This window comes from Nocardiopsis sp. iso_40 (assembly GCF_056173285.1).
The window spans coordinates 3,703,944-3,716,058 of the sequence record NZ_CM149666.1; the positions used below are offsets into that span (position 1 = coordinate 3,703,944).

The 12,115-nt window shown below is 70.7% G+C and carries 12 protein-coding genes; 8 read left to right on the forward strand and 4 right to left on the reverse strand.

What is annotated here, in order from left to right:
• Window positions 1-62 precede the first annotated feature (62 nt).
• The 3 genes from AC0VYD_RS16265 to AC0VYD_RS16275 form a co-directional block, all read right to left on the reverse strand.
• On the reverse strand, window positions 63-1,265 hold the full coding sequence (locus AC0VYD_RS16265) for a family 2 encapsulin nanocompartment cargo protein terpene cyclase (RefSeq protein ID WP_475476372.1): 1,203 nt from the start codon (window positions 1,263-1,265) through the stop codon (window positions 63-65).
• A 34-nt stretch (window positions 1,266-1,299) separates the two neighbouring features.
• The gene (locus AC0VYD_RS16270) at window positions 1,300-2,700 is read right to left on the reverse strand and encodes a family 2B encapsulin nanocompartment shell protein (protein WP_475476373.1); all 1,401 of its coding nucleotides are present in this window, start codon (window positions 2,698-2,700) and stop codon (window positions 1,300-1,302) included.
• 487 nt (window positions 2,701-3,187) lie between these two features.
• Complete coding sequence (locus AC0VYD_RS16275; RefSeq protein WP_475476374.1) at window positions 3,188-4,033, reverse strand: hypothetical protein; 846 nt, start codon at window positions 4,031-4,033, stop codon at window positions 3,188-3,190.
• A gap of 124 nt (window positions 4,034-4,157) precedes the next feature.
• Between AC0VYD_RS16275 and AC0VYD_RS16280 the strand changes: the two genes are divergently transcribed.
• Both AC0VYD_RS16280 and AC0VYD_RS16285 read left to right on the forward strand, forming a co-directional pair.
• Window positions 4,158-4,976, forward strand: coding sequence for a metallophosphoesterase family protein (locus AC0VYD_RS16280; protein ID WP_475480283.1), 819 nt, complete (start codon window positions 4,158-4,160; stop codon window positions 4,974-4,976).
• A gap of 367 nt (window positions 4,977-5,343) precedes the next feature.
• On the forward strand, window positions 5,344-5,790 hold the full coding sequence (locus AC0VYD_RS16285; RefSeq protein WP_475476375.1) for a hypothetical protein: 447 nt from the start codon (window positions 5,344-5,346) through the stop codon (window positions 5,788-5,790).
• 120 nt (window positions 5,791-5,910) lie between these two features.
• Here the strand turns inward: AC0VYD_RS16285 and AC0VYD_RS16290 are convergent, their stop codons facing one another.
• Window positions 5,911-6,741 carry an alpha/beta fold hydrolase gene (locus tag AC0VYD_RS16290; protein WP_475476376.1) on the reverse strand — a complete coding sequence of 277 codons (831 nt, stop codon included), beginning with the start codon at window positions 6,739-6,741 and terminating at the stop codon, window positions 5,911-5,913.
• Window positions 6,742-7,022: 281 nt separating this feature from the next.
• Here AC0VYD_RS16290 and AC0VYD_RS16295 point away from each other — a divergent pair, with 281 nt between their 5' ends.
• The 6 genes from AC0VYD_RS16295 to AC0VYD_RS16320 all read left to right on the forward strand — a co-directional run bounded on the left by AC0VYD_RS16295 (window position 7,023) and on the right by AC0VYD_RS16320 (window position 12,115).
• On the forward strand, window positions 7,023-7,538 hold the full coding sequence (locus AC0VYD_RS16295) for a DoxX family protein (protein WP_475476377.1): 516 nt from the start codon (window positions 7,023-7,025) through the stop codon (window positions 7,536-7,538).
• Window positions 7,539-7,722: 184 nt separating this feature from the next.
• Entirely contained in the window at window positions 7,723-8,997 is a 1,275-nt protein-coding gene (locus tag AC0VYD_RS16300) for a cation:proton antiporter domain-containing protein (protein ID WP_475476378.1), read from the forward strand.
• A gap of 180 nt (window positions 8,998-9,177) precedes the next feature.
• Window positions 9,178-9,555, forward strand: coding sequence for a DUF1330 domain-containing protein (locus tag AC0VYD_RS16305; RefSeq protein WP_475476379.1), 378 nt, complete (start codon window positions 9,178-9,180; stop codon window positions 9,553-9,555).
• A gap of 166 nt (window positions 9,556-9,721) precedes the next feature.
• Window positions 9,722-10,228, forward strand: a complete 507-nt coding sequence (locus AC0VYD_RS16310) for a DoxX family protein (RefSeq protein ID WP_475476380.1) — start codon at window positions 9,722-9,724, stop codon at window positions 10,226-10,228.
• A gap of 616 nt (window positions 10,229-10,844) precedes the next feature.
• Window positions 10,845-10,982, forward strand: a complete 138-nt coding sequence (locus AC0VYD_RS16315) for a hypothetical protein (RefSeq protein WP_475476381.1) — start codon at window positions 10,845-10,847, stop codon at window positions 10,980-10,982.
• Window positions 10,983-11,584: 602 nt separating this feature from the next.
• Window positions 11,585-12,115 (forward strand): hypothetical protein, encoded by a 531-nt coding sequence (locus AC0VYD_RS16320; protein WP_475476382.1) that lies wholly within the window; start codon window positions 11,585-11,587, stop codon window positions 12,113-12,115.

Below are 12,115 nucleotides of genomic sequence, written 5' to 3' on the forward strand. Positions count from 1 at the left end.
CCTTGTCGTGAGGGTGCGCGGCCCCTTCGGGGAGGGGGCCGCGAAGGCGTGTGCGGGCCGGGTCAGGACCGGTCCGCGCCGTGGTAGCGGGCGGTGCTGGCGTGCCACTCGCGGCTGCCGCCCATCCAGGCCCACAACCCGGCCAGGAACCGGCCGAGCTCGGGCGGGCCGGTGGCAGCCAGCTGGGCGGACTCGGCCTCGAAGGCGTGCATGAGCTCGTCGTGCACCTGGACGGTGCGCTCGACCGCCTCCCGCGGCGAGCAGTCGTCCTCGGTCTCGATCAGCCGGGGCAGACTGAAGTCGTCGGGGTCCTCCTTGCCCATCGAGTAGAGGTCGTTGACGATCACGCTGGCCGATCCGGCCAGGGTGAACACGCGCCGCACCTCGGGGCGGGCGAACTGCTCGGCGGGCAGCTCGTACCCGGCGACGGTGTCGATGAGCGCCATGCACGGCACGAAACTGTTCTCGTGCCGGTGCATCAGGAACTCCCACACGGGGGGCCGGTGCCCCGCCGTGTGCCAGACCCCCTCCTGGTTGTAGGCGACGAACATGATCGCCAGCTCGTGCCGGAGCCTGCGCAGCTGCGCCCAACTGGCGTAGGTACGCAGGTCCTCCAGGCTGGAGCGCAGGGCGACCATCACCGGATCCGAGCGCACCACCCGCTCCAGCTGGGGTGCGTAGCGGCGGGGCAGGTGGGCCTGGTCGATGACCGAGTGCGCGATCGCCAGGCGCTGGCCGAGCAGGTCGTGCCTGGCCTCCTCGACCTCGCCGTCCACGTAGTGGTCGTCCACCGACCACTCGGCCAGGGCGCACTTGGCGGCGGCCAGCAGCCGGTCCGGGTCGTCCGTCTCGGGGTGGGCCAGCATGATGAGCCGGCCGAAACCGGCCGAACTCACCCGGTCGAGCTCACCGGGGTAGACCCCGACCCGCTCGGCCCACTCCACGAGCCTGCGGTCGACCTCCTCCCCCAGGGCGGGGTCGTCTCGTACCGCCGGAGGGCAGTACAGGACGGGCACCGCGTCGTCCTCCCCGGCACGGGAGTGCTCCGCGGGCGGGGGCACCACGGCCGTCCCGCCGCCGCCCCGGTCGGGGCCGAGCAGGGCCGCCAGCCCCGGAGGGTGCGCGGGCAGCACGGGAGCCGCCGGAGCCTTCGGGGGCGCCAGCAGGTCCGGCCTGCCGGGGCGCCTCCGGTCACGCAGCAGGGCCTCCACCAGGGGGGCCGTGCCCGCGGCGGGGGCGGCGGACATTCTGGATAGCAGGGACACCGTCCCAGACCTCCTTCACAGACGTCCCGGACGGTCAGGAACGGGGCTTGACCTCGACGTTCTCCAGGATCCCGACGGCGTCGGGAACCAGGATCGCGGCCGAGTAGTAGGTGCTGACCAGGTAGGAGATGACGGCCCGCTCGTCGATCCCCATGAAGCGCGCGTTGAGGCCCGGCTCGACCTCGTCGGGCAGGCCCGTCTGGTGCAGGCCGATGACGCCCTCGTTGTCCTCCCCGGTACGCACCGCGATGATCGAGGAGGTCTGGTGCCGGGTGACGGGGATCTTGCCGCAGGGCAGCAGCGGGACGCCGCGCCAGGCCGGCAGCTGGTGGCCGTGCACGTCAGCGGTGCCCAGGGGCAGGCCGAGCCGGTTGCACTCCTTGCCGAAGGCGGCGATCGCCCGCGGGTGGGCGAACAGGTACTGGGTGTTGCGCCGCATCGTGATGAGGTCGTCCAGGTCGTCCGGGGTGGGCGGCCCGTCCTGGGTGTGCACGCGCTGGGAGAAGTCGGCGTTGTGCAGCAGACCGAACTCGCGGTTGTTGACCAGCTCGTGCTCCTGGCGCTCGCGCAGGGCCTGGATGGTCAGCCGCAGCTGCTGCTCGGTCTGGTTCATCGGCTTGTTGTAGAGGTCGGCGACCCTGCTGTGCACGCGCAGCACGGTCTGGGCGACGCTGAGCTCGTACTCGCGGGGCTTGAGCTCGTAGTCGACGAAGGTCTGCGGGAGCTCGGCCTCGCCGATGTGGTTGGAGGACAGCTCGATCTCGGCCTCGCCGTGCTTGTTCTGCCCGTGGCTGGGCAGCGAGCGGACCCGGTCGATGTGGGCGCGCAGCTCCGGCGAGCGGTCCAGGGCCTGGGCGAACTCCTGTCGGGGCAGCTCCAGCAGGGTGCCCGAGGTGTCCGCCTTGACGGTGAACTCCCAGACGGGGCCCTCGTCCAGCATGGACTGCTCGCCGAACCTGTCCCCGTCGGCGAGCACGCCCAGGCGGTTGACGTTGCCGTAGGGGCCGAGGTGGGTGCGGCTGACCCGCCCGTGGGCGATCAGGTACAGGGACTCGGCGGCACCGCCCTCGGTGACCAGCACCTGGCCGGGCTCGAACTCGCGCTGGGTGAAGCGGTCGGCCAGTTCGCTGAGGACCTGCTCGTCGTCGAACCCCTGCAGCAGCGACAGTTCGCCGAGCTCGCGCGGGATCACCCTGACATCGGAGCCGGTCTTGTGGAACTCGATCCGACCGTCGCCGAGCGTGTAGCTCAGGCGCCGGTTGACCCGGTAGGCGCCGCCGTCGGCCTGGACCCAGGGCAGGGTCCGCTGAACCCAGCGGCTGCTGATGCCCTGCATCTGCGGGGCGGACTTGGTGGTGGTGGCCAGGTTCCGCGCGGCGGCAGTACTCAGGCTCTTCTGGCCGTTGGTACGTACCTCGGGGGCTTCGGTCGACATCGGCCGTGTCTCTCCTGTGTGTCGTCTGTCGGACCCGTCCCTCGGCAGGCGAGCGAACGGGGAACGGAGGGAACAGCACTCACGGAGCCGCTCCGCCGCGGTGTTCGTCCGGCGGCGGAGCGGCCCGTGAAAGCGCTGATCACATTAGGCAGCGAAAAGAGCCGCACACAAGGCTTTCGCTGCTTTTGCCGACAACAACGTTCCAGGACAGGTCCGATACAAGAAGCAACAGGGGTCCAGAAATCAACCCCTTTCGTGCGCTTCGCTACCAGCACCAGAAAACGAGCGTGGGCGAACGGTCAAAAAATCCGCCGCCAACACCAGACAGAAGTCAACAGAAGCGACACTTAAAAAGTACCCCAACGGATCCCGAAAACGACGAGAAGGACATTTCCTCTTTTGCCCTCTCCCGGACCTGCATCCCGACCCGGTCAGCACCGCACGGCGGGTTTCGGACCGGTTCCGAAGGCCCCCGGACGGGCCCCGGTCAGGTGTCCCGGATGGCTTCGCACTCGTTCTCGGCACCGTCGGCGGCGGGACCGTCCTCCAGGTCGTAGGGGTCCTCCGGCACACCCCTGGGCCGTTCGCCGCGGGGCTGCTCGTCGGGGTAGGCGGGGGTGAAGGTGTGCTCGTCGAGGAGGCAGTGCGTCGGACCCACGAAGCGCCACCAGTTCGGGAAGACCTCCCAGGTGCCGTCGCCGTTGTCGTAGAAGGACACCTCGCCGTAGTGCGAGGTCACCAGACGCACCGACACCGGATCCCCGGGGCGTGCGACGGGGTGCACGATCGTGTACTCGGTACGTACGGCCAGGTAGTCCTGGCCGTACTCGTCGCTGGCCTCCTCCGCCCGCATGCGGCCGTCCACCTTGACCACGTCGCCGATCGGCTCGGCGGTGCCCGGGGCGAGGTTGAAGGGGATGGACCGGGTGTCGAGTTCGGGGTCCTCGTGCCCGTGGTGCTCCATGTACCAGGCCAGGGACTGATCGGTGAGCAGCGCGGTGAACGCGCTGTTGTCCTCGCCGAAGACCGCGTCCCGGTCCAGGTAGACGGCCTCCATGAAGTCCCGGGTGGTCTCGTAGGCCTCCTGGACCCGCTCACTCGGGTACGGGCCCACGGCCGAGGCCTCGGGGACGTCGAAGCCCTCCGCGTAGTCCTCGGCCTCGGTGCCGCCGAAGGGGTCGTCGCGGTCGACCCGGTCGACCAGGGGCACCGAGACCTCGGAGAGCGGGTTCAGGGCCGCCTCGTCCAGGAAGTCCTGGAGCGGGGCGCAGGCGGTGAGGGTCAGTACGGCGGAAACCGCCGTGCACAGGGCCAGGCGTGCAGGGGATGACATGGGGGATGCTCTATCTCTGGGTCGGATGTGTCTTTTGTGGCTTTTATACACCTTTCCTCGGTCAGTTCCCGTTACTCCGGTAGGGTGACCGCGGCCCGGCGTCGACACGGGAGGGGCGGTGGCCGTGAGCCTGTTCGCCATCAGCGACCTGCACGTGCGGCACGAGGCCAACCGTGCCTTCACCGAAGCGCTCTCCCCGGCCTCGGCGGAGGACTGGCTGCTCGTGGCCGGGGACGTGGCCGACACCGCTGACGAGGTGATCGCGACCATGGGGGCGCTGGCCGCCCGGTTCGCCACGGTGGTATGGGCGCCGGGCAACCACGACCTGTGGACCCTGCCCGCGGACCCCGTCCGGCTACGCGGGCAGGAACGGTACCTGTACCTGGTCGAGAGGCTGCGCGCGCTGGGGGTGCACACCCCGCAGGACCCCTACCCCGTGTGGCGGGGCCCCGACGGACCCGTGGCGGTCGCGCCCCTGTTCATCGGCTACGACCACACCTTCCGACCGGAGGGCGCCCGCACCAAGGAGGAGGCGCTGGCCGTGGCCCACGCCAGCGGCGTGGTGTGCACCGACGAGTACCTGCTGCACCCCGACCCCCACCCGGGGCGGGACGCCTGGTGCCGGGCACGAGTGGAGTACACGCGCGCCAGGTTGGACGCCCTCGCCCCGGAGCTGCCCACGGTGCTCGTCAACCACTACCCCCTGGTGCGCGAGCCCACCCGGATACTGCGCCACCCCGAGTTCGCCCAGTGGTGCGGCACCGAGGAGACCGCCGACTGGCACCTGCGCTACCGGGCCCGCGCGGTCGTCTACGGCCACCTGCACATCCCCCGCACCATCACCGTCGACGGGGTCCCGCACACCGAGGTGTCCCTGGGTTATCCCCGGGAGTGGCAGCCGCGCCCCGAGCCCCCGCGCGGACCGCGGCGGATCCTGCCGTAGGGGTCGTTCCTCTCGCGGTCGGCGGGCACCGGCGGGGGTGCCGCCGGTGCCGGGGAGGCGGTGGACCGCGGGCGGCCCCGGACCCGGGTGCGTGTCGGTTCGGGTCCGCCGCGGGAATACCGACCGGATGGAGATCGCAGGTTCACGCGTCCTGGTGACCGGTGCCACCAGCGTGCTCGGCAGGCACATCAGCCGAGCGCTGGCCGGCGACGGTGCCCGGCTCGTGCTCGCCGGACGCGATGAGAACTCAGGGGAAACCCGCCATCGGGTGCGACTCGACCGCGCTGACATGCGAACCTGGCCGTGGGGCGTGTGGAGCGGCCACACGCGCGAAGCATCCAGGACGACGGCCGGACCGGGGGCAACGATGGCTGCGGACGCACAGGACACGCAATCCAAAGCGCTGGCGGCGATCGAGGACTTCCTCACCGGCAGGCTGGAGAGCACCCAGAGCGTGTCCCGCGCGGTGCGGGCGGCGGACAGCGGCGCGGGCAGCACCGGCAGGGAACTGGAGGCGCTGCGCGCCCGTGAACTGGCGGCGTGGCAGGAACAGGGTTTCCTCAGCCACCTCAACGCCGCCGCGGTCGTCGAGGAGTACTACGGGCGGCGGGTGGCGCAGGCCCGGCGCGAGCTCAGGCGCGAACGTCCCGCGCGCAAGGAGCGTTACGCGAGGGCCCGCGACTCCTACCGCCGGGTCCTCGAGGAACGCCAGGCCGTTCACCTCTGGCTGCTGGACCAGGGCTGGGACACCAACCTGAACAACGCGGTCACCGAGGAGGCGGAAGGGGTCGCGGGCCACTACTGGAACGGGTGAGACCGGCGGCACCGACGACCCGGCCCGGGGCGGGCCCGCCGGGCGCGTCGGCCCCCGGCCGCGCACCCGGCCACAGGTGGCGGGCCGGGACCGCGGCCGACCGGCCGTTTCCGGTGGCGTTCACGGCTCTCCGGGGTCCCTGCCCGGGGCGAGGAACGCGTTGACCGCACGGGCGAACAGCTGCGGAGCCGTGTCCATCGCGGTGTGCCGCTGACCGGGGAGGACCCGCACCCGGGAGCCGTGCAGTGCGTCCGCGAGCGCGCGGACGTCCTTGCGCACGGGCTCGGGGCTGTCCCCGCCCAGCAGGAGCAGGACGGGGCAGGTCACTCCGCGCACGGGCGCCGGGTCGAAGCGGTGGGCGTCGACCGCCCGCAGTTCGCGCACGATGGTGTGCGCCGCCGCCACCCGGTCCCGCCATCCGGGCAGGGCCCGGATCAGGTCCAGTTGACGCTGAGGCATGCCCACGACACTGCGGAAGAAGGAGGACACCGCGTCGTCCTCCCTTCCCTCGGCGAGCAGGGCGTCGAGCTCGGCCAGGACCCCGGCGGGGATCCGCCCGGCGGCGTCCAGCGGCGGCTCGTAGAGCACGACGCGGCGCAGGTGCGGGGTCAGCGCCGTCGCTCCCAGGGTGCACAGCGCCCCGTAGGAGTGGGCCAGTACGTCGACCCCGCCGCCGCTCTCCTCGGCGAGGGCGTCCACGGCCGCGGCCACGTCCTCGTACTCGCGCTCGATCGTGTAGTGGGTGCCGTCCCCGCTGAGGCCTCGGCCGCGCCGGTCGACGGCGTGGAGCCGGTGGTCCTGCCCCAGGAGGGGCAGGACCGGGTCCCAGCGGTGGTGGTCGGCGGCGGTGCCGTGTACGAGGACCAGCGGCCGACCGCTCCCGGAGGACGTGAAGCCGATCGCGGTGCCGTCGCGTGAGAGTGCGCTGTGCGGGGTGGTCGGAATCGTCATGGTGATCGCCTCACCGGTGCTCCGGGGGCGGAGTGTGTCCGCCGCTGTGGTTCCAGTGTGCGCCCCTGGCGGGCGGGGGCGCACCGGTAGTCCTACCCGTGACTCCGCCGACGGTCGCGCCCGGGACCAGGGGGTACGGATACCGTGGACGCCCGTCTCGCACGGGGCGGGTCCGGGCCCGGGGAACGCGAGCCCTTCCACGCCGCCGCACACCGGCTCTCCATTGACAGGCCAGGGTCGCGTGCGCTTATCTTTCCAGTGGAAACTTTGGAGGGCACACCGTGGAACCCCTGATCACCCTTGTCTGCGTCACCCTGGCGCTGCTGACCGCCGGAGCGCTCGGCGTCCGAGCCCTGCGCCCCTGGCCGGTCGCGCTCCGCGGCGGGCTCGCGGCGATGTTCGCACTGACCGGCACGGTGCACTTCGTCGGAATGCGCGAGGAACTCATCGCGATGGTCCCACCACCCCTGCCGCACCCGGGCCTGCTCGTCACCGTCACCGGAATCCTGGAACTGGCCGGAGCAGCCGCCCTGCTGTGGTCGCGGAGCGCCCCCCGGGCAGCCGCGGGGCTCGCCCTCCTACTACTGGCGATGTTCCCCGCCAACGTGCACCTGGCACTGAACGGCACCGACCTGCCACCGCACCAGGAACTCCTGCCGCGCACCCTGATGCAGGCGCTCTTCCTGACCGCCACCACGGCCGTCGCAATCCACGCCCGGCGGAACGGGACCGGCAGGGACCCCGGCCGGGAAACCCGGTGGGGCGGGGGCGTCTCCCCCGGCGCGCACCCGCGGTGACACCGGCCCGGCGGACGGAGGAACCGGGAACGGAGGGGCGCTCCCGGGCCGAACCCCCGGCGTCCGAGCGTCCTGCCGCCGCACGGACGCCCCGCGTGGCACGATCGGAGGCGCCCCCGCCCGGCCCCGGACGCCGCTCCGCGCACGGTGCGGGCCCGTCCACACCGAGCAAAGGCGGACCGCAGTGACCGACCTCCTCGTCCTGGCCGCGCTGCTCCTCGGCTACGCGCTCATCTCCGGGCGCACCGAGGGGACGTGGCTGACGGCCCCGATGGTTTTCACCACCGCGGGACTGGTCCTGGGCTCGGGCGGCCTCGGGCTACTCACCGGCACGGTGACCGACCAGGCCATGCGGCTGCTCACCGAGGCCACGCTGGTGCTCGTGCTGTTCACCGACGCGGTCCGCGTCGACCTGGGCGCCCTGCTCCGCGAGTTCCGCCTGCCGCTGCGGCTGCTGGGCGCGGGCATGCCGCTCGGTATCGGCCTCGGCGCCGCCCTGGCCTATGGCCTCCTCCCGGGGCTGGGCCTGGCGGGAGCGACCCTGCTCGCCGCCGTGCTGACCCCCACCGACGCGGCCCTCGGCTCGGCCATGGTCGCCGACCGGCGCCTGCCCGTGCGCGTGCGGCAGACGCTCAACGTGGAGAGCGGCCTCAACGACGGCATCGCCCTGCCCGCGGTCGTCACCCTGACCGCGCTGGCGGTGGGCTCGGGGGAGACGGCCGGATCCGCCTCGTGGGTCGGCTTCGCCGCCCAGCAGATCGGCCTGGGGCTGCTCGTGGGCGTGGTCGCGGGCGGGGTCGGCGGCTGGATCCTCACCCGCGCGGACGCGGCCGGGCGGGTCAACGCCACCCATCGCCGCCTGTACCCGCTGGCGCTGGCGGTGCTGGCCTACACCGGAGCCGAAGCCGTGGCGGGCAACGGATTCCTCGCGGCCTTCGCCGCCGGTCTCGCCTTCGGAGTGACGGCCAAGGGCCACCGGCACTTCGTGCACCAGTTCGCCGAGCGCGAGGGGGAGCTGCTGAGCATGGTCACCTTCACCCTGTTCGGCGCACTGGTCATCGGGCCCAGGCTGGGAGACGTCGACTGGCCGGTCCTGGCGTACGCGGTGCTCAGCCTCACCGTCGTGCGCCCGCTCGCCGTGGCCCTGGCCAGCCTGGGGGCGCGTCTGCGCCCGGAGACGGTGCTCTTCCTCGGGTGGTTCGGCCCGCGCGGGCTGGCCTCCATCCTGTTCGCCCTGATGGTGGCCGAGCAGGGAGGGGACGCGGTGAGCGAGAAGGTCCTGCTCGTGGCGGGGTTGACCGTGCTGATCAGTGTCTACGCGCACGGCATCAGCGCGGCGCCGTGGACGCGCGCCCTCGCCCGGCGTACCGGTGACTACGACCCTTCGGCCCCCGAGCACCAGGAGATGACCGAGCACCACTACCGCTGGCACGCCCCGCGACACCGCACGGACCGCTGAGACACGGGGTGCGGGAGCGCGGGGTACCTTCGGCCCTTCGGCGGTGGCGGTCGCCGATAGCATGCCACACTGGATACCGACCGGCCGGTTTGTGATACTGGTTACCCGTCGGAAATTCCCGGCGATCCACCACGACCCATCCGTCACACCACCCCATCTCCCCACCACAAGGAGTCACCCATGGCTGTAGACCCCACCGGACCCGCCCTGGCGAAGATGCTGGAAGAGGGCCCTGACGGCCCCTTCGTCATGCTCAACCTGCTGCGCTTCGCCCCGGACGGCCGCGCCTCGTACGCGGAGTACTCCCGGCGGACGGCGCACTTTTTGAAGAAGTACGGCGCCGAACTGGTCTACGCGGGCGACGGCGCGGCTCCCCTGGTCGCCGAGGACGGGCAGGACTGGGACGCAGTGCTGCTCGTGCGCTACCCGAGCCGGGAGGTGTTCAGCCGCATGGTCTCCGACCCCGAGTACCAGGAGATCACCCACCTACGCTCCCAGGCCCTGAGCGAGGCCGTACTCCAGCCCACCATCCCCTGGACCTCGCGCCGCAAGTCCTGAACAGTCCCACGGGCTGAGCGGACCGGCCAGGGGCATGCCCCTGGCGCCCCGGGGCCGGCGGGAGGCGTCCGGCCGGACGCCTCCCGCCCCCGAACCCCTAACTTTCCATTGACAAGTTGAGGCGCCATGCGCTTATCTTTCCAGTGGAAACTTTGGAGGGCACACCGTGGAACCCCTGATCACCCTTGTCTGCGTCACCCTGGCGCTGCTGACCGCCGGAGCGCTCGGCGTCCGAGCCCTGCGCCCCTGGCCGGTCGCGCTCCGCGGCGGGCTCGCGGCGATGTTCGCACTGACCGGCACGGTGCACTTCGTCGGAATGCGCGAGGAACTCATCGCGATGGTCCCACCACCCCTGCCGCACCCGGGCCTGCTCGTCACCGTCACCGGAATCCTGGAACTGGCCGGAGCAGCCGCCCTGCTGTGGTCGCGGAGCGCCCCCCGGGCAGCCGCGGGGCTCGCCCTCCTACTACTGGCGATGTTCCCCGCCAACGTGCACCTGGCACTGAACGGCACCGACCTGCCACCGCACCAGGAACTCCTGCCGCGCACCCTGATGCAGGCGCTCTTCCTGACCGCCACCACGGCCGTCGCAATCCACGCCCGGCGGAACGGGACCGGCAGGGACCCCGGCCGGGCGCGAACCGGCACACCGTCCGCCACCCGCGACGCATAACGCCGGTTCACCGTGACCGCCGGGAGAGCGACCCGTGCTCCAGTCCTTCACCCGACACCACATGTGCCCCAGGCCACACTCACTCTCCACGCCCGGCGGAGTGAGCGCGTCCCAACACCAGACCGGCCCAGGTGGAATAGGGAGCATTCAGAACAAGCCGAGCACACACCGAGGACGTGTCCGGTCCGGAGTCACCGCGGGCCGTTACGGCCAGGTCTGGGCGGTCGCCTCCTCCTACGGAGACAGCGGGTCGTGGCGTTCCTCCCCCCCTCGACGCCGAACTCGAACCGACGGCCCTCGCCGTGGTCGGAACCGGCCGAGCCTGGTTACTGCGAGGACGAGGGGCCGCCGCAGGGGTCCTCTGCTCCCGGGGCGGTCGACATCACCTGACCCAGGTCATGGATCTCGCAGGTGGGCACACATCCCCGAGACAGGCCATGGACTCCCTCAGGTCGGGTCTTCAGGACAACCGTTCCTGTGGACTGATCGGGAGTGTTCCCGTTCAGCCGCGCGCCCCGAACGGTCTTGGGCGCACTGGCCCCCGAGGCGGCCCGTCCGAGCCCGGGAGCTCAACTACACCGACGAGAGCGGTGAACGCGGTTCCCGGGACGTGTACATGCGGGCTTTCGCCGGCGGTGACGGCGACGTCTACGCGGTCCTGGCGGCCGGTCCGGCAGAAGACCGGAACCTCACCCGTGAGCGCTACGGGACAGCCGCGGACTCCTTCTGTGTGACCGGCCACGACTGCCCCTGAACAACGGACCGGGTCAGCCCTCGTCCACCGTCGGGGCACAGCACCGCGTGCTGTTGTTCCGGAAGAACGACCACAGCGGCCCCCACCAGAACCGCGTTGAGGTCGCCGCACTCTCCTGCGGTGCCGCCATGTGGGGCGGAAGAAGCCTGTCGAGGAGCACGCCACCTCACCACGGCCGGGTGAACCGCCTTCTTCCGCTCGCGACAACCACCGGTAGGCCACTCGACCGCGCCCAGTCGTCCACCCGCTGGGCGCGGTCGCCTTCGGCTGACTCGTCCACGGCCGTCTGCGGACCGACGGGGCGTTTCCACGACGTGCATGCGGTGTTCCGACAACCAAGGTTCGAAGTTCCTTCCTCCTACCCCGGCCGGATCAGTGGCGTTGGCCGTAGTCAAGTGGGTGTCCGGAAGCGGCCACACCAGGTGCCGCCCGCCCTCGCGGAAGCCTGGTAAAAAGCAACGTGACCCCTTCCCCTCCGCCCGAAGTCCGCTCACCCCGCCCTGATTCGTTCCAGCAGACAGCCTCGACATCTCCCTGGCAGCTCACAAAGGAATCCGCCCGCAAAACCGACCTCCCCACAAGACCAGCCCGGGAAGGCCCCCATGTCACAACAATTTCTGAACTCCGCCCGGATGGTCCCCCTTGCGATCACTGCAGTGGGCGCTGCTTTCGCAGGACACTTCGGCAAAAAAACGGAGGAGGAAAAGAGTAAACAACTGGAATTCGAGAGCCTGACACTAGAAGGACCCCCGAATAGAATCAAGAAAAAACTAGACGATACCGTGCACAGATTCAGGTCGCTCAATAAAGCCGAAGCAGAGTGGACCAGCAACACAAATAAAGAACTGGAAGACTTCGAAACCAAGGTTAAGAATATCGAGAAGTTTTCCGAGACCAAGACCCAGTCCAGCGAGAAAGAAATCAAGGAACTCTTCCAGGCGGCCGTAGAGGCACGGAAGCAGCAGGTACAAGAACAGACCCAAGCACCCGCTCCGGACAAGGAGAAAAGCAAGGCGATCACGAATACCCGCTCTACTATCTCCAGGTTTGCAGCCAAGCTCACCGGTGGCAAAACCAGCACCGACAAAGAGCCGAGAAGCAGCACCGAACACACAAAAGAATTGGGTAACTAA

What these genes read in the sequence shown, in the direction of transcription:
- AC0VYD_RS16305 (WP_475476379.1), top strand. Translation starts at nt 9,178, where the DNA reads ATGGCTGTAGACCCCACCGGACCCGCCCTGGCGAAGATGCTGGAAGAG.
- AC0VYD_RS16275 (WP_475476374.1), bottom strand. Translation starts at nt 4,033, where the DNA reads ATGTCATCCCCTGCACGCCTGGCCCTGTGCACGGCGGTTTCCGCCGTA.
- AC0VYD_RS16290 (WP_475476376.1), bottom strand. Translation starts at nt 6,741, where the DNA reads ATGACGATTCCGACCACCCCGCACAGCGCACTCTCACGCGACGGCACC.
- AC0VYD_RS16270 (WP_475476373.1), bottom strand. Translation starts at nt 2,700, where the DNA reads ATGTCGACCGAAGCCCCCGAGGTACGTACCAACGGCCAGAAGAGCCTG.
- AC0VYD_RS16285 (WP_475476375.1), top strand. Translation starts at nt 5,344, where the DNA reads ATGGCTGCGGACGCACAGGACACGCAATCCAAAGCGCTGGCGGCGATC.
- AC0VYD_RS16315 (WP_475476381.1), top strand. Translation starts at nt 10,845, where the DNA reads ATGCGGGCTTTCGCCGGCGGTGACGGCGACGTCTACGCGGTCCTGGCG.
- AC0VYD_RS16320 (WP_475476382.1), top strand. Translation starts at nt 11,585, where the DNA reads ATGTCACAACAATTTCTGAACTCCGCCCGGATGGTCCCCCTTGCGATC.